This window comes from Pseudidiomarina sp., from assembly GCF_048267825.1.
GTDB lineage: Bacteria > Pseudomonadota > Gammaproteobacteria > Enterobacterales > Alteromonadaceae > Pseudidiomarina.
Map to the genome: position 1 here is coordinate 34,018 of NZ_JBLWWR010000002.1, position 16,323 is coordinate 50,340.

The window sequence follows — 16,323 nt, forward strand, 5'->3', positions numbered from 1 at the left end:
ATGGCGCGTCAGGCATTTGGGTTTATTTACAGAACCCTACTGTATAGCATTGCAGTAGTGCTGGTGCTGTTTGCGCTATTTATTAGTGGGTTACGGTATTTACTGCCGCAGTTGCCAGATGTAACCCACCAGGTTGAAACCTTTCTAAGTAACCGCTATGCCATTGAAGTAAGCCTTGCACAAATCAGTGCGGACTGGAGCCGTGCGGGCCCCGAACTGATATTGCATGAGCTTGTGGTGCGCCCTGATGCGACCAAGGCCACTCGTGTTGAAATTGGCGAAGCTCGAGTGCATATCAATTTTTGGAGCAGTGCCAGCACAGTTAGCCTTCAGTTCGAACGGGTGCAATTGGATGCCATGCGAATCCATTACGACCTGCGTGACAGCTACGGTAGTGATGATGCAACCGACTTGACCTTGTCGGACAACTTAACCTCATTACTCTTAAATCAACTGGATTATATTCAGGTAACCGAAAGTACGCTTGAACTGGTTAATTTAATTGGGGTGACTCGCGCAATAGATATTCAGGAGCTGCGCTGGAACAACCAAAACAAACGCCACCAAGGTGTAGGAAAGCTGGTATTTTCAGATGTTTCCGATAATACCCTTGATGTCATTATTGATGTGCAAGGTAGTGATGCACACTCACTGGGTGGGCAAGTTTATGTTGCTGCAAATAAATTAAATATTACCCCTTGGGTGCAGCAACAGGTTATTGATACACAAATTAAAAATGCAGAGTTCAACTACAAACTTTGGTTGAACTTTCAGCAAAATCAATTCACCGACGGTTTGTTACAGCTCGGTGAGCAAGCCTTGGTATGGCAGGTGGGCGAGCAAACTCACCAACTGCGTGTACCTGGCGGGGAGCTCAAGTTGCGCCCCTATGAAAATGGCTGGCGCGTTAATTCAAATCCGATAACTATTGAACACAACCAGCGCAGTTGGGTACTCCCCACATTTAGCTGGGAGCAAACCCCCACAAGCACGGCAATTAGTGCGAATGACATTCCGTTGCCGCCGATGTTGGAGTTACTCAACTTGCTTGGTAGCCAAGGTGCCGCGGTGAGCAATCAGCTTGCTGATCGCGACGCACAGGGGGTGATTGATGTGGTGTTCGAAAACCAATTAAAAGGGCCTATGCGTTGGTCAGCCAGCGGTGAAGCGCTGAGTTGGGGCCAATTTGGTGGCGTGCCAGGGCTTTCGAATGTCAACCTGCGACTCTATGGTGCTGGTGAACGCGTCGCATGGCGACTCGACGGCGTTAACGCCGCGTTTAATAGCGTGGCATTAGACTATGATGACCCTTGGGCGTTGCCAAAATTGGCACTGTCGGGTGATTTTGCTTGGTACGGCGATGGTGATTGGCAGTTACGCGTGGATCCGACCAGCGAGTTGCATTTGGACGGGTTCCCGATTGGGCTGGCTGCAACGCTTAAGCCTACGGAAGATTCAATCTATGTAAATGCCGTAGCGCGAAGCTTAAACGATGCAGCCATTTCGGCCGAAACCCTGCGTAATAGTTTACCCGTTGTCATGGGCGATAAATTGCATGACTATTTGTCTGTTGCTATTCAAGGCGGGCAAGCGCAAGAAATCGCGATGGTATGGCGCGGTGATTTGAAGCGCTTTCCGTATCACGATGAGCAGGGCGCGTTCGAAGCGCGGGCGCGCTTAAGTGAACTGAATTACAAGTTCCAGCCGAATTGGCGCCCGGTTTATGATGCGAATACGGTTATCAATTTCCGTAATGAGCGCATGCATATTGTTGCTGAAAACGGTCAGCTCGGTAATGTACAAATAAACCGTGCTGATGTGGTATTGCCAGACATCTTAGCGGGTGAAAATGCGTACTTGGATATTCGGGCTGATATTGCCGGTGACGCGAAAGAGCTAAAGCCCGTGTTTGACGATAGCCCGTTAGCAAACAGTTTAGGCGCTACCTTTGCTGAACTGCAATTGCGTGGCCCGTTAACCAGCCAACTGCAACTGACGATACCACTCAAAAAAGATGCTCAAGTCATTGCTGAGGGATTTGCGGAGTTGCAAGGTAACGAACTTGCGGTGCGTAGCCTTAAAGAGACGTTTACCGACGTTAGCGGTCGTGTTGATTTTCGCAATGATGTTATAACAGCAGAGCAACTTTCAATGCAGTGGCGCGACTTCCCCGTCGCGATAACACTAAATAGTAGCCAGCGCGAGAACGACTATTTTGTGGATGTAACAGCATCAGGGAACTGGGCGTTACAAGAATTCGAACCACTTGTTGCAGGGCAAATGCCCTGGAACGCCACGTTTAATTTAAGCCTACCTAAACAAGGTGGTTACTCGTTTCGTTGGCAGCAAACGGCAAATGTTGATGGCGTTGCAGTGAATGCCCCTGCGCCCTTAAATAAAGAGACAGGCCAGCCGCAAGAGCTCGAATTATTAGTTTCCGGCAGCCAAGACAGTATTTTGGTAAATGCCGAACTGGGTGAGCATGTGCTCGTTGAACTGCAATTTGACGGCAAAGGCGAGCAACTCCAAACTGGCTACGCGCGCGTTGGGCCATCGTTCAGTCAGTCACCTAACCCAAATGTGGTTCGGCTGAATCCAGTGTTTACGGTCGACGTAAACTTGCCAGAAGCTGATGTTGAGCATTGGTCTGACACCTACGAACAGCTTCAGCAGCTTATCCCAGAAGGTGCCGGTGAAACACAACTCGCCAGTTTATTGCAGCCTGATTATATTCAGCTAATTAGCCCACGGGTGTATTTTAATGACAACCAGTTGACAGATCTTGTTATGGTCGCTTGGCCAGCTGAGCGTGGTTGGAATGCGCGCATCGAGTCGGCGCAAATGCTCAGCGATGCGTTATTCGTGCCAGCGCCGCGTGCAACTGCGGAGGGTGAGACTCGCAAAGCCGAATTGCGGTTGAATGCAGAGTTCCTTGAATTGGGAACCAGCAATTCAGCAGCAAAGGTTCTTGATGACGCGAGTACTGTTGCTGAGAAAATTGCACAATCTCCCAAAGACTTTAACCACCTGCCGGATATTTATCTGCAATGTAAACGTTGCCGCTATGGGCCCTATGAATTGGGGGAAGTTGATTTACATTTAAGTGGCGAAAGTAACCTGTTAAAACTGGTTAACTTTAAGGCGCAGCACAGAAATCACACCATTACCGCAGAAGGCAGTTGGGCTCTTGAAACGAGCACGCAACACCCACAAACACGAATTTTCGGTGAGTTTACCTCGCCCGACTTTGGTGAATTTCTCGAGAACTATGAATTTACTTCAATGGTGCGTGACAGCGAAGCCAGAATCACGTTTGACCTAAGCTATTTGGGAGCACCGCAGAATTTTGAAGCGGCATCACTTAATGGCACCGTTGGCTGGCGACTGGGCCAGGGGTATCTCAACGAAGTGAGTGACCGCGGGGCTCGATTGTTTTCATTGCTGAGTCTCGATAGTATTCTGCGCAAGCTACGCTTTGACTTTCGAGATGTGTTTGCAAACGGACTGTTTTATACCAATTTTAGTGGCGACTTTAACATCGTAAATGGCATCGTAAACACCAATAATACCGAACTTAATGGTGCCGCGGGCGATATGGAAGTTAAAGGGCAAACGAATTTGATGACGCGTACGCTTAACTATGATCTTCAATTTGTGCCGAAAGTTACCTCCAGTCTGCCGGTAATTTTGGCATGGATGATTAATCCGCCATCTGGCCTTGCAGCGCTGGTCATTGATCGTATGTTGCACGATGCTAAAGTAATCAGTCGGCTCGAATATAAAATATCTGGCACCATGGACGAGCCGACCATTGAAGAAGTTGCGCGTGACAGTCGCGACGCGCCAATTCCACCGGAGGTGCGCAATGACACAGAATCAGCAGAACCTGAAGCAGGTACAAATGACGGCGCTGCAAATGACCAGCAGCCCGCAACCGAGTCAGAATCTTCAAACAATCGAGACGCTACTTAAGCGGCTACCCGAACACCGTCCACAATTGGTTGTCTTGCCTGAGGCTTGCCTATGTTTCGGGGCGAGCGACCAACGTCAGCGTGAGTTGGCAGAATTGCCAAATCAGGGGCCGATGCAAGAGGGCCTCGCTGAACTTGCGCGCCGTTACAACGTGTGGCTGGTCGGTGGCACCATTCCGTTAGTTAATCATCCAGACGACAATAAATTCTACGCCGCAAGTCTTGTCTATAACCCGCACGGCAAGTGCGTTGCCCGGTATAATAAAATACATCTATTCGATGTCGATGTTGCGGATAATACGCGTAGCTACCGCGAATCCAACTGGACTGAAGCTGGCACTGAGGTGGTTACTGTGGCCACTGAGTTTGGCACATTGGGGTTGGCGGTATGTTATGATGTGCGTTTTCCAGAGCTGTTTCGGGCGTTGCGAAGCGCTGGCGCGGACATCCTGCTATTGCCTTCAGCATTTACGCAAGTGACCGGTGCTGCGCACTGGCACGTGTTAACCCGCGCACGCGCTATTGAGCAGCAATGTTTTATGGTTGCAGCCGCCCAAGCAGGCGAACATGAGAATGGCCGCCAAACTTTCGGTCACGCGCTTGTAATTGACGCGTGGGGCCGCATATTAGCTGAAACAGAACAGACGAAACCGAGTTTCGCGACGGCGCTGGTGGCTGTCGATGAAATTCACAAAATTCGACAAGACATTCCGGTAGCGGACCACTTTAAACGCAGTAATAAGGTTCTTCATGCAAGCACAGAGCGTACAAGATAATCTCCTCAAGCATCATGGTCTTGACCGTGATGCTCTGCATACATCATTGGCAACCTTATATACAGGTGATATCGACTTTGCGGATATCTATCTGCAAAGCAGTATTAACGAATCCTGGGTGCTCGAAGACGGAATTGTTAAAGAAGGGAGCTTCCATATTGAAGCTGGCCTTGGCGTGCGCGCAGTACATGGCGAAAAAACAGGGTTTGCCTATGCGGACGACATTTCGCCGCACGCACTTCAGAAAGCAGCGGCGGCAGCTCGCGGTATCAGTTTGGCGGGGGCAAATAAGCAAGTCTGTGCGTTTACTCAGGCGCCACATATTAAGCGCTACGCAGCGGTGAATCCGTTAGCGAGCTTAAATGAACAAGCAAAAATTGATCTGTTGCGTGAAATTGACGCCTATGCACGCAGTTTGGATTCTCGCGTGGTCGAAGTTATTGCGAGCATTAGCGGTAGCTATGACGAAGTGCTGGTTGCCGCAACTGACGGCACCTTTGCGACGGACATACGCCCCTTAGTTCGGGTGAATTGTACGGTACTGGTGGAACACGATGGTCGTCGTGAGCGTGGTAGTGCAGGCGGCGGCGCGCGTGTTGACTATCATTATTTCGTGCAAGCCATCGGTGAAAAACCGCGCTGGAAGACATTTGCCGACGAAGCCGTTCGACAAGCTTTGGTCAATCTTGAGGCCCGGCCCGCACCCGCGGGAACAATGCCGGTCGTGCTTGGCGCAGGCTGGCCTGGGGTATTGCTTCACGAAGCGGTGGGCCACGGGCTGGAAGGTGACTTTAACCGCAAAGGCGCATCCGCCTATGCCGGCAAAATAGGTGAAATGGTTGCCTCTGAGCTGTGCACCATTGTTGACGATGGCACCATCAATGATCGTCGTGGATCGCTTGCCATTGACGATGAAGGTACAGAATCTGGCTACAATGTATTGATTGAGAAAGGCCGTTTAGTTGGCTATATGCAAGATAAAATGAACGCCAGATTAATGGGTGTTAGCCCAACCGGTAACGGCCGCCGCGAAAGCTACGCGCACTTGCCCATGCCACGCATGACGAATACCTACATGCTGGCGGGTGAACATGATCCGCAAGAGATTATTGGCAGTGTAAAGCGCGGTATTTACGCGCCGCATTTTGCTGGCGGTCAAGTAGATATCACGTCGGGAAAATTTGTGTTTTCGGCGTCAGAGGCTTACTTAATTGAAGACGGTAAAATTACTGCGCCAATTAAAGGGGCTACGCTCATTGGTAATGGGCCCGACGCGATGCGTCAAGTTTCCATGGTCGGTCGTGATTTAGAACTCGATCAAGGTGTGGGCGTGTGTGGTAAAGACGGTCAGAGTGTGCCGGTTGGTGTTGGCCAACCGACGCTCAAATTAGATGCATTAACCGTAGGTGGCACCGATTAAAGGGTGACCACCTCACGTAAATATTTGAATAATTCGCGCGCAGCGGCAGGTGATTTACCTTGTTGCGCTTGCTTATTGGCTTGGCGATAAAACTGACGTAGCTTTTGGCGATCAGCATTCGGGTAGCTATCAATAAACTGCTGAATTGCTTCGTCGCCGCTGGCTAAAATACTGTCGCGATATTTTTCCAACTGGTGGAACAATGCACTTTGTTCGTTATGAGCATTTTCCAACTCAGCCAATGCTTGCTGTATGGGTGCGGTGTCGCGATGGCGCATCATTTTACCGATAAGCTGCAATTGACGACGATAACCTTCACGCGTATTACGAATGCGTTGTGCCAGATGAATCGCGTCGAGTAACTCTTCGTCGAGAGGAATCTTGGCCAGCTTACCTTCTGACAAGGTAACAAGTTGCTCGCCGAGTTGCTGTTGAGCCTCGGCTGCGCGTTTTAGTTCTGATTTACTGACAAGATCGTCGTCGTGCTCAAATTCGGTCATGGGGTCGCCTCTGTGTTTTCGAGCGAATTGTACCTGAACACGAGTTATAAATACAAAAACGATATTGGTTATTCGTTATTCGTTAATCGTTATTGGTTATTCGTGCGCAGCACGGACGAACAGCGCAACGGACGAATAACGAGCAGCGAATAACGCCTTAAGGTTTGACAGGAGAAGTAATGATTCCGGATATCAAAGAACTAAGCATCGAACTTCACGACGTTGAAGAAGCAGTAGCGGATGCCATCAAGTATGCAAATAAACTTGGTGTGAGTGCTTCTGAATGTGCAATTAGCCGCAGCAGTGGAATCAACGTTGGCACGCGTTTGGGAGAAGTTGAGACTGTTGAGTTCAATCAAGATGGCGCACTTGGAATCACCGTGTTTCGTGGTCAGCAAAAAGGCTCAGCATCAACGACCGATTTAACCGCTAAGGCGATTCGCGCCGCTGTTGAAAAAGCAAATGACATTGCTCGTTTCACTTCTGCGGATCCTTATGCGGGGCTGGCGCCTGCCGAGCTCATGGCCACCGAGATTCCAGATTTGGACTTGTGTCACCCGGCCGATCAGAGTGCAGAGTTTGCCCTAGAGCAAGCGCTTGCTTGTGAACAACATGCCTTGCAGCTTGATCCGCGCATCGTAAACTCAGATGGAGCTGGCTACAGCAGTCATGTTGGCTATCGTGTATATGGCAATAGTCATGGGTTTGTTGCTGGTTACTTACAGTCTCGCCATAGTTTAAGCTGTGCGCTGATTGCAAAAAGTGGCGATGCCATGCAGCGCGATTACAGCTACACCGTTGCGCGCAATCGGGACGACTTGTGGTCACCTGAATACGTCGCCAAGGATGCCGTAGATGCAACAATTTCGCGTTTAGATTCTAAAAAGATAGCGACTGCAAAAGTACCTATCATCTTCCGTGCAGACGTGGCGAATAGCTTATTCGGTCATTTAGTTGCGGGTATTAGCGGTGGCAGCCTATACCGTAAATCGAGCTTCCTGGTGGATCATTTAGGTAAGCAGGTACTTCCTGAATGGCTAACCATTACCGAGCGCCCGCATTTAGCTGGTGCATTGGCTAGCAGCCCGTTTGATCATGAGGGCCTTGCCACCCATAATCGCGAGATCGTTGCCGACGGCATTTTGCAAACCTACTTGTTAACCAGTTATTCGGCACGCAAATTAAATATGCAGCCAACTGGCCATGCTGGTGGCATTCATACCTGGGAAGTCAACACGCAAGTGGACGACCTCGCTGCGCTATGCAAGCAGATGGGTACGGGATTATTGGTTACAGAACTTATGGGGCAAGGCGTAAACATCGTCAACGGCGACTATTCACGTGGTGCTGCAGGGTTCTGGATTGAAAATGGCGAAATACAGTATCCGGTAGAAGAAATTACGATAGCGGGTAACTTAAAAGACATGTTGCAGAACATTGTGGCAATTGCCGGAGATGTAGACATGCGTCATGGTGTGCGCACCGGCTCGGTATTGTTAGAGGAAATGCGTATTGCCGGTGTTTAACCGAGCAGTAGGGTTGCCGTACCTAAGAATGCAAAGATACCCACAACGTCTGTCACGGTAGTCAGAATGACCCCGCCCGCAAGGGCTGGGTCAATATTGAACTTCTTCAATATTAACGGCACTGTAACACCGGCTAGGCCAGCTGCGAGCAAGTTCGCCATCATCGCAAATGCGATAATACCGCCGATAACTAAATCTTGTTTCCAAATCGCAATCACACCGGCAATCAGCACGGCCCAAATCACACCATTGAGTGCGCCAATCGCTAATTCCTTGCCAATTAACCAGCGTTGGTTACTGGCACCAATATGCCCAAGCGCCATACCACGTATAACCAACGTGAGTGTTTGTGAGCCAGCAATACCGCCCATACTCGGCACAATGGTGTTGAGGATGGCAAGAATCGCCATCTGCGCCAAGATATCTTCAAACATGGAGCTAACAGCGGCGGCAAGCAGTGCGGTCAGCAAATTCACACCTAACCAAATACTGCGACGACGGGTACTTTTTAATACCGGTGCAAAGGTATCCTCATCGTCGTCTAAACCGGCCATGCTCAACATGGAATGTTGTGCGTCTTCACGGATAATATCTACCACGTCATCGATGGTGATACGACCGAGAAGGCGGTTTTCAGCATCGATAACCGGTGCCGATATCCAATCTTGCCGTTCAAACAGTTTTGCGACTTCAGTTTCATCCATTTCAACCGGAATGCCCTGAATGTCTTGATCCATGACTTCGTTAACATATTTGGCTGGATCAACGGTTAGTAGCCGTGTAATTCCTATTTCGCCAATGAACTTGTCATCACGATCCACCACGTACAATTTATCGGTTGCTTCAGGTAGCTCGCCTTTTAGGCGCAAATAACGCAATACCACATCGATGCTTACGTCGGGACGTAAGGTGATGGTATCGGTGTTCATCATACCGCCGGCAGTTTCTTCGGCGTAGGAGAGCGCTTGCTCGGCACGATGCCGATCTTGCTCGTCCATCGACTTCAGAACTTCTTGATAGACCTGCTCAGGAAGGCCACGAAGAACGTAGGCAAGGTCATCGGTATCCATGCCCTCGGTAGCAGCGGCCAGCTTCTCTGGCGCCATTTGGCGGATAACGGATTTTTGAACTTCTTCGGAGAGTTCTTCGAGAATGTCACCATGCTCTTCGGCATCGACCAACTGCCAAATAATGGCACGTGCTTTAGGCGGTGAGGATTCGAGTAGGAGTGCGACATCCCATGCTGGAAGGTTATGCAGCTGACGCCGGGCCTGCACATACATGCCACGGGCTAACGATTCAGAAACTTCCTGAATACGTTGTTCGGCAAATTCTTTGTCGGCAACTTCAGCTAGCATACGATAAACTCCCAGTAATATGAGAAGTTTACCGCATCATTGCGCTTCATCAAAGCGTGATTCAATTAAGTTTGCAATGGCATCCACTGCAACGAGCGCATCTTTACCCTCGGCAACCACGTCAATTTCACGCCCTTGCCCACTGGCTAGCAGCAGCAAACACATCACACTGGAGGCATCAACGTGTTGATCGCCTTGTACAATAGTCACTTTGGCATCGAATTGATGAGAAAGTTTGGCTAATTTGGTGGCTGCACGAGCGTGTAAACCCAATTTATTCCGGATTGTCACTGTGCGACGGATAACCTCACTCACAATAACACCTCACTTATGTCGGCTCGCCTCGCGATGGCGAACCTGTACTTTGAAGGGTTGATCACCAAAGCGCTTAGCAAGTTGCTCTGCGATATAAACAGAACGATGTTGACCACCGGTGCAGCCAATACCAATGGTTAAATAACTGCGGTTACTGCGCTGAAAGTGTGGCAACCAAGTTTCCAAAAACACTTCGAGCTGATGGATAAACTTAGTCACAAGTGGCTGCTGGGCGAAAAAATGTTGCACAGCGGGGTCGCGTCCAGTCAACGGCTTTAACTCAGGCTCCCAGTGCGGATTAGGCAGAATTCGCGCATCGAAGGCGTAGTCTAGGTCGGGCGGTAAACCATATTTATAACCAAACGACTGAAATACCACGATCAATCGTGACGCCGCTTTTCCAAGTACACGCTCGGCGACTTGCTCACTCAACTGATGCACACTCAAATCACTACTGTCGATTCGCCAGGTTGCGCGTTCAGCCAGAGGTTCCAGCATGGTCGCTTCCGCCGCAAGAGCGTCGGCAAGCGGCAGTTCTTTTTGTGACAGCGGATGCAATCGGCGCGTTTCACCAAAGCGGCGTAGTAAAATCGATTCGGAAGAATCAATATAGAGAATTTCTGGTTTGACTTTACTGGGTAGAAAGTCGAGCGCTTCGGTTAGCTCATTTTGGTCTGCAGGTAAATTGCGCACGTCAACGCTAACGGCAACTTTATCGTATTGTTCAATAACTGCATGAACCAAAGTTGGTAATAGCGTTATGGGGATATTGTCCACGCAATAGAAGCCGAGATCTTCAAGCACCCTCAGTGCAATGGTTTTCCCTGAGCCAGATCGGCCTGTAACAATAATAAGTTGCATCGAATTTGGTTACTCTACCATTTGGTTATTTGGTAAAAATTTCGTAGAGATCTTGGTCGCTCTGCGCATCGCGCAATGCCCGCGTACAATTTTTATCATTCAAACGCTGTGCTACGGAAGCTAAAGTTTGTAAATGTTGCTCATGCTCGTCTTCGGGCACAAGCAGTGCAAAAATAATATCCACCGGCTGGTTATCGATTGCATCGAAATCAATGGGCTCAGATAACGTCATTAAAATCGCAACAGGTTTATTGGCACTAGCCAAACGCCCATGCGGAATGGCGACACCGAGCCCTATACCAGTACTGCCTAACCGTTCACGATTGAGCAGGCTTTCAAATACATCAAAGCTAGTGGTGCCGGAGAGGCGAGGCGAGGCCAATTGACCAATGAGCTCAAGTACTTTCTTTTTGCTTGAGCCATCGACTGCACAGCGTGTGCAGTCGGGGCTTAATAAGGTGGATAAATCCATGATTTAGTGGCGTTTTATCTTTTCTTTATGTTTAATTACCTGCCGATCGAGTTTATCAATCAGCCCGTCAATGGCGGCATACATATCTTCATGTTGTGAATCTGCGAAAATTTCACCGCCATTTAAGTGCAGCGTAGCTTCCGCTTTTTGCGTTAACTTTTCAACATTTAAAATGACATGGACGTTATTTATGTGGTCAAAGTGACGCTGAAGCTTACTAAATTTACTGTCAACATAATCGCGCAATGCGTCAGTGATTTCTACGTGATGACCAGTCAGATTAATTTGCATAACATCTTCCTTCTGTTTGTCCAAGATTCAGATAAGACGTTTGCGTTGACTCGAGGGCGGAATGCTCAGCGCTTCTCGATACTTCGCAATGGTTCGTCTAGCTACTTGGATACCCTGTTCAGCAAGGAGTTCAGTAAGTTTACTGTCACTCAACGGCTTTTTCGGGTTTTCCGCAGCAACTAGTTTTTTCAACAAGGCTCTGATAGCTGTTGATGAAGCTTCCCCGCCATTGTCAGTGTTCAATTGACTTGAGAAGAAGTACTTCAATTCAAACACACCACGCGGTGAATGCATATACTTTTGCGTGGTTACCCGTGAAATTGTTGATTCATGCATATCTATTGCGCTGGCGATGTCGGCAAGCACCATAGGTTTCATCGCTTCAGCGCCATGTTCAAAGAAGCCTTGTTGGCGCGCAACAATAGCGCTCGCAACCTTCAATAAGGTTTCGTTGCGGCTCTCGAGGCTGCGGATAAACCATTTGGCTTCTTGTGTTTGTTGGCGAATGTATTGCATGTCGTCTTTTTGTCGCGCGCCTTGGCATAAGTTAAGGTAGCTTTCATTCACTTTAAGTTTAGGCACACTTTCAGGATTTAGCTCAACCACCCAGCGGTTATTTTTTTTGCGAACTAATACATCTGGAATCACATAGTCATCATTCGCGTTGCCAAAGCCTTCGCCTGGCCGTGGCTGAAGGTGTTGAATCAACTCCAGAACCTCAGCAAGGTCCGACTCCGACAGCCGCAATCGCCGCGCTAAAGTGCGGTAATCGCGACTTCCCAATAGCGCCAGATGCTCACGTACCGCCACCAATGCTGCGGCTCGCCAAGGGGTTTGTTCCGGTAAATGCAGCAGTTGCAACTCTAAACATTCGCGTACGTCACGCGCGCCAACGCCTATAGGATCGAAATGCTGAATGCGCTTCAACACCACGGCAACTTCATCGGGCTCGATCGGCTCGCCAATTTGATTCTCGGCAGCAGCCAAAATGTCGTCCAGTGAAACAGTTAAGTAGCCGCTCTCATCAATCGAATCAATAATCGCAAGGGCAATGAATTCATCGGTAGGGGAAAAATGCGACAGCTGCATTTGCCAGATTAAATGGTCTTGAAGGGACTGGTGGGTTTCACCTTGGTAAATTGCATCTTCGCCGTCATAACCAGCAGAGGACTGGCCTAAAGCAGCTGAACACAGGCTGTCCCATGGCGACTCATAGTCGCCAATGTCAGTCTCGCCTTCAGCATCAGCATGCTCGAGCTCAAGCAGAGGATTTTCTTCTAACGCTTGTTGCACTTCTTGTTGCAATTCAAGCGTTGATAACTGCAATAGTTTAATAGCCTGTTGCAACTGAGGTGTCATCGACAGTTGCTGCGAGAACTTAAACTGCAGGCTTTGTTTCATTGCACCACCTACAAGGTGAACTGTTCACCCAGGTAAACGTCTTTCACCTGCTGGTTATTTAGGATGGTCTGGGCGTCGCCACTGGCAATTAATTCACCGTGGCTTACTATGTAGGCATGTTCGCATACCGACAAGGTTTCGCGCACATTATGGTCAGTGATTAACACGCCAATACCGCGGTTGCGCAGGTGTTCAATTATCTTTTTAATATCTAGAACAGAGATTGGATCAACCCCGGCAAATGGTTCATCCAGCAAAATAAATGCAGGGTCTGCCGCGAGTGCCCGCGCGATTTCTACGCGTCGCCGTTCACCGCCAGACAGACTCATACCCAGGCTGTGGGCGATGTGCCCAATGTGAAATTCTTCCAATAACCCGTCAAGACGCTCTTCGCGGCCATTGGCGTCAAGGTCACTGCGGGTTTCCAGTATTGCCATAATATTATCGCGCACCGTCAGCTTGCGGAAAATCGAGGACTCTTGCGGTAAATAGCCGATGCCTCGACGAGCACGCTCATGCATGGGCAATAGTGAGATATCGTCATCATCAATCATGATGCGACCTTTATCGTTGTTCACCAGCCCAACAATCATATAAAACGTGGTGGTTTTACCGGCGCCATTGGGGCCGAGTAAACCAATAATCTGGCCAGACTCAACCGTTAAGCTGACGTCTTTGACTACCTGGCGTTTTTTATATGACTTAGCTAAATGCTCAGCGATTAGTCGGCTCATTGTTGGTGTCACTCTTTTTCTTCGGCATAAATATAGTGGTGACACGATCACTTTCATCGTCACCGCGGTTCGCTGTCATTTGTTGTGTGGCGAAGTTATACACAATTTCACTGCCTTGAATCACGCTATTGCTCTGTGAAACTTTGACATTGCCTGATAGCGTCAATAATTGCTTGGTTTGATCGTAACTAATTATTTCGGCTTCAGCAGAAATTGGAGAACCATCGTCCAGTTGTTGCTGGTACACCGCAGGGCTACCGCTTGCAGTAAACACATCAGACTGGTCGTCACGTCGCGTCACTTCCAAATGGTCAGCGCGAATGCTTAAGCTGCCTTGACGAATCACGACATTATCTTCAAACACAGCAATTTTGTTTGCCACGTCAAACCAGTCGCGTTCGGCATTAATTTTAATGGGCTGCTCAAAATCCAAGCGACCTTGGGCGTTCGCTTCACCAACGCAAAACAGACTAATTATTAGTAGTGCTGCTGCCGGTATATATTGTTTCAACATGTCGTGTAAGTTCCAATGTTTGAGCGCGCATATCCGCGCGCAGACCTTCGCCTTTAGCCGTAAAATCACGGCCTACAATCAGCACTGGCTGGTCAGTTTGAACGGATTCTTCCAGTGTATCAATGGTTAAATAGCTTGTTTCAATACGGTCTATAAATTCTGATTCCGAGAGGCTGATCATTTCAATGTTGCGCTCCAACACCAAACTCTTGTCTGCGTAAAATGAACCTTGCTCGGCCTGAACCTGCCAAATAGGACCGTTATTGTCGAGTTGCACAATGTAAGTCGGCGCGGTCAGTTCAGTCAGCCCAATTGGGCTGTAGTGGGTCATTTTTTCGGCCGCAATGCGGTGTGCTAGTTCACCATTAACACCGTACACACGCACAATCAGCCCTTGCGCCGTAAAATCCGGTTTAATTTCACTATAACCTTGCTGCTCGTCATCATTGTCATCAGCACCAAACGGCCGCCAGAAAAGTAATGCTGCGGTAACAAAAATTAGGGTGATAACCCACGCTAAATTGCGATTCACACGCTCACTCCGCCATGCAGTTGTAATTGCCCTTGGGCAAGAAGTATCAAGTCACTCAATTCGCGTACCGCGCCATAACCACCGCGTTGTGCCGTTACGTAATCCGCGATTTGTTGCACAAACGGATGTGCGTCTTGCACCGCAACGCCAATACCGCTGCGCTTAATCATGTCTACATCCGGCACGTCATCGCCAATCGTTGCAACCTGATGATCTTGCAAATTAAGCGTTTTTAGCAACGCATCGTAACAGGAGAGTTTTTCTACTTGTCCCTGGTAAACATGGGTTACCCCGAGTGCTTTCATTCGGTTTTCTACAATGGCCGATTGTCGTCCAGTAATTGCAGCAACTTGAATGCCCGCATTAAGCAGCGCTTTAACCCCGAAACCATCGCGGGCATTAAATGCTTTTAGCTCTTCGCCTTGATTGCCCAAGTAGATGCAACCGTCAGAAAATACGCCGTCAACGTCGCACACAACCAGTTTAATTTGCTTAAAACGTTCAAGCAATGTGTGTGAGATATCACCATACCAGGTGCTTATCGTTTCCATTACATCACTCCCGCTTTCAGTAGGTCGTGCATATTCAGTGCACCACGAGCGATGCCTTGGTCATCGACCACAAAGAGTCCATTAATTTTGCGGTCTTCCATAAGTTTTAAACCTTGTGCGGCTAAAACGTCAGGTTTAATGGTTACCGGGCTGCGCGTCATAACTTGCGCGATAGGTGTAGTATGTAAGTCGATGCGTTGGTCCAAAATGCGACGTAAGTCACCGTCGGTAAATATTCCAGCTAATTTACCTGAGCTATCACCAACACCGGTCATGCCCAACCCTTTGCGCGACATTTCGAGTAACGCTTCAGAAATAGTAGCTGATTCTGGCACCATGGGCATGCGATCACCGCTGTGCATAATATCGTGAATGTGAAGCAATAGCCGGCGACCTAAGCTGCCACCTGGGTGCGACATGGCGAAATCATCCGCGGTGAAACCTCGCGCATTCAGCAAGGCAACCGCTAATGCGTCGCCCATCACCAATGTTGCTGTGGTGGATGATGTTGGCGCGAGCCCCAGCGGACAAGCTTCCTGCTCAACCGCGATACACACATGCACATCGGCAATGTCTGCCAAGGTTGAGTTTGGGTTGCCGGTCATACTAATTAGCTTTACGCCGCGGCGCTTGATAAGTGGCGCAATGGCCAGTAATTCATCGGTTTCACCTGAGTTAGAGATGGCGAGCACGACGTCTTGGCTGGTAATCATACCAAGGTCGCCATGGCTTGCTTCGCCAGGGTGCACGAAGAATGCGGGAGTACCCGTCGAGGCGAGTGTGGCTGCAATTTTACCACCGATATGGCCTGATTTTCCCATGCCAATAACAATGACGCGGCCTGCACAGTTTAATAGAATGTCGCACGCTTGCTCAAAGCTGCTATCAAGGAACCGCTTCAGGCCAGTAATAGCAGCCGCTTCAATATCAACGACGCGCTCACCGAGCGCCCTAAAAGACTGCTTGCTTGAATCTGTCATAGCGATGAATTACCCCAGCTAAAGTGCGTTAATTGCAATAATACCCGATCGAAATCCGAAATGCAGACGTAAAAAGCACAGAATCTAACGTTTTGTCACAAATTTTACCGCCTTTGCCTAT

Annotated in this window: 16 protein-coding genes; 4 read left to right on the top strand and 12 right to left on the bottom strand. The window is 49.0% G+C overall.

The genetic code is table 11. The features are described 5' to 3' along the window. The 3 genes from ACN0UN_RS03055 to tldD are packed head-to-tail and all read left to right on the top strand — an operon-like array spanning window position 1 to window position 6,167. Complete coding sequence (locus tag ACN0UN_RS03055; protein WP_417658681.1) at window positions 1-3,972, top strand: YhdP family protein; 3,972 nt, start codon at window positions 1-3, stop codon at window positions 3,970-3,972. Next, window positions 3,866-4,747 carry a carbon-nitrogen hydrolase family protein gene (locus tag ACN0UN_RS03060; protein ID WP_417658682.1) on the top strand — a complete coding sequence of 294 codons (882 nt, stop codon included), beginning with the start codon at window positions 3,866-3,868 and terminating at the stop codon, window positions 4,745-4,747. Before ACN0UN_RS03055 ends, ACN0UN_RS03060 begins: the two co-directional genes overlap by 107 nt. Beyond that, complete coding sequence (gene tldD, locus ACN0UN_RS03065) at window positions 4,722-6,167, top strand: metalloprotease TldD (RefSeq protein ID WP_417658683.1); 1,446 nt, start codon at window positions 4,722-4,724, stop codon at window positions 6,165-6,167. The genes ACN0UN_RS03060 and tldD overlap by 26 nt, the downstream gene beginning before the upstream one ends. Here the strand turns inward: tldD and yjgA are convergent. Further along, window positions 6,164-6,667, bottom strand: a complete 504-nt coding sequence (gene yjgA, locus ACN0UN_RS03070) for a ribosome biogenesis factor YjgA (RefSeq protein WP_417658684.1) — start codon at window positions 6,665-6,667, stop codon at window positions 6,164-6,166. The genes tldD and yjgA overlap by 4 nt on opposite strands. A gap of 179 nt (window positions 6,668-6,846) precedes the next feature. Between yjgA and pmbA the strand changes: the two genes are divergently transcribed. After that, window positions 6,847-8,193 (top strand): metalloprotease PmbA, encoded by a 1,347-nt coding sequence (pmbA, locus tag ACN0UN_RS03075; protein WP_417658685.1) that lies wholly within the window; start codon window positions 6,847-6,849, stop codon window positions 8,191-8,193. Here the strand turns inward: pmbA and mgtE are convergent. The 11 genes from mgtE to ACN0UN_RS03130 are packed head-to-tail and all read right to left on the bottom strand — an operon-like array spanning window position 8,190 to window position 16,202. Further along, a complete protein-coding gene (gene mgtE, locus ACN0UN_RS03080; protein WP_128352182.1) occupies window positions 8,190-9,551 on the bottom strand; it encodes a magnesium transporter in 1,362 nt (453 codons plus the stop codon). The genes pmbA and mgtE overlap by 4 nt on opposite strands. Window positions 9,552-9,587: 36 nt before the next feature. Beyond that, window positions 9,588-9,866 (bottom strand): HPr family phosphocarrier protein, encoded by a 279-nt coding sequence (locus ACN0UN_RS03085; RefSeq protein ID WP_417658686.1) that lies wholly within the window; start codon window positions 9,864-9,866, stop codon window positions 9,588-9,590. A gap of 9 nt (window positions 9,867-9,875) precedes the next feature. Then, window positions 9,876-10,727, bottom strand: a complete 852-nt coding sequence (rapZ, locus tag ACN0UN_RS03090; RefSeq protein ID WP_417658687.1) for an RNase adapter RapZ — start codon at window positions 10,725-10,727, stop codon at window positions 9,876-9,878. 25 nt (window positions 10,728-10,752) lie between these two features. Beyond that, entirely contained in the window at window positions 10,753-11,199 is a 447-nt protein-coding gene (gene ptsN / locus ACN0UN_RS03095) for a PTS IIA-like nitrogen regulatory protein PtsN (RefSeq protein WP_417658688.1), read from the bottom strand. 3 nt (window positions 11,200-11,202) lie between these two features. Next, complete coding sequence (gene hpf / locus ACN0UN_RS03100) at window positions 11,203-11,490, bottom strand: ribosome hibernation promoting factor (protein ID WP_417658689.1); 288 nt, start codon at window positions 11,488-11,490, stop codon at window positions 11,203-11,205. A 27-nt stretch (window positions 11,491-11,517) separates the two neighbouring features. Continuing rightward, window positions 11,518-12,891: an RNA polymerase factor sigma-54 gene (locus ACN0UN_RS03105; protein ID WP_417658690.1), complete on the bottom strand. Its 1,374-nt coding sequence runs from the start codon at window positions 12,889-12,891 to the stop codon at window positions 11,518-11,520. A gap of 8 nt (window positions 12,892-12,899) precedes the next feature. Next, window positions 12,900-13,625 carry an LPS export ABC transporter ATP-binding protein gene (gene lptB, locus ACN0UN_RS03110; protein ID WP_128352176.1) on the bottom strand — a complete coding sequence of 242 codons (726 nt, stop codon included), beginning with the start codon at window positions 13,623-13,625 and terminating at the stop codon, window positions 12,900-12,902. Then, entirely contained in the window at window positions 13,606-14,139 is a 534-nt protein-coding gene (lptA, locus tag ACN0UN_RS03115; RefSeq protein ID WP_417658691.1) for a lipopolysaccharide transport periplasmic protein LptA, read from the bottom strand. Before lptA ends, lptB begins: the two co-directional genes overlap by 20 nt. Beyond that, window positions 14,096-14,671, bottom strand: coding sequence for an LPS export ABC transporter periplasmic protein LptC (gene lptC / locus ACN0UN_RS03120; RefSeq protein ID WP_417658692.1), 576 nt, complete (start codon window positions 14,669-14,671; stop codon window positions 14,096-14,098). Before lptC ends, lptA begins: the two co-directional genes overlap by 44 nt. Continuing rightward, window positions 14,668-15,222, bottom strand: a complete 555-nt coding sequence (kdsC, locus tag ACN0UN_RS03125; RefSeq protein ID WP_417658693.1) for a 3-deoxy-manno-octulosonate-8-phosphatase KdsC — start codon at window positions 15,220-15,222, stop codon at window positions 14,668-14,670. Before kdsC ends, lptC begins: the two co-directional genes overlap by 4 nt. Then, window positions 15,222-16,202, bottom strand: a complete 981-nt coding sequence (locus ACN0UN_RS03130) for a KpsF/GutQ family sugar-phosphate isomerase (RefSeq protein ID WP_417658694.1) — start codon at window positions 16,200-16,202, stop codon at window positions 15,222-15,224. The genes kdsC and ACN0UN_RS03130 overlap by 1 nt, the downstream gene beginning before the upstream one ends. Window positions 16,203-16,323: the final 121 nt, after the last annotated feature.

What these genes read in the sequence shown, in the direction of transcription:
- ACN0UN_RS03055 (WP_417658681.1), top strand. Translation starts at nt 1, where the DNA reads ATGGCGCGTCAGGCATTTGGGTTTATTTACAGAACCCTACTGTATAGC.
- ACN0UN_RS03060 (WP_417658682.1), top strand. Translation starts at nt 3,866, where the DNA reads ATGACACAGAATCAGCAGAACCTGAAGCAGGTACAAATGACGGCGCTG.
- tldD (WP_417658683.1), top strand. Translation starts at nt 4,722, where the DNA reads ATGCAAGCACAGAGCGTACAAGATAATCTCCTCAAGCATCATGGTCTT.
- yjgA (WP_417658684.1), bottom strand. Translation starts at nt 6,667, where the DNA reads ATGACCGAATTTGAGCACGACGACGATCTTGTCAGTAAATCAGAACTA.
- pmbA (WP_417658685.1), top strand. Translation starts at nt 6,847, where the DNA reads ATGATTCCGGATATCAAAGAACTAAGCATCGAACTTCACGACGTTGAA.
- mgtE (WP_128352182.1), bottom strand. Translation starts at nt 9,551, where the DNA reads ATGCTAGCTGAAGTTGCCGACAAAGAATTTGCCGAACAACGTATTCAG.
- rapZ (WP_417658687.1), bottom strand. Translation starts at nt 10,727, where the DNA reads ATGCAACTTATTATTGTTACAGGCCGATCTGGCTCAGGGAAAACCATT.
- ptsN (WP_417658688.1), bottom strand. Translation starts at nt 11,199, where the DNA reads ATGGATTTATCCACCTTATTAAGCCCCGACTGCACACGCTGTGCAGTC.
- hpf (WP_417658689.1), bottom strand. Translation starts at nt 11,490, where the DNA reads ATGCAAATTAATCTGACTGGTCATCACGTAGAAATCACTGACGCATTG.
- ACN0UN_RS03105 (WP_417658690.1), bottom strand. Translation starts at nt 12,891, where the DNA reads ATGAAACAAAGCCTGCAGTTTAAGTTCTCGCAGCAACTGTCGATGACA.
- lptB (WP_128352176.1), bottom strand. Translation starts at nt 13,625, where the DNA reads ATGAGCCGACTAATCGCTGAGCATTTAGCTAAGTCATATAAAAAACGC.
- lptA (WP_417658691.1), bottom strand. Translation starts at nt 14,139, where the DNA reads ATGTTGAAACAATATATACCGGCAGCAGCACTACTAATAATTAGTCTG.
- kdsC (WP_417658693.1), bottom strand. Translation starts at nt 15,222, where the DNA reads ATGGAAACGATAAGCACCTGGTATGGTGATATCTCACACACATTGCTT.
- ACN0UN_RS03130 (WP_417658694.1), bottom strand. Translation starts at nt 16,202, where the DNA reads ATGACAGATTCAAGCAAGCAGTCTTTTAGGGCGCTCGGTGAGCGCGTC.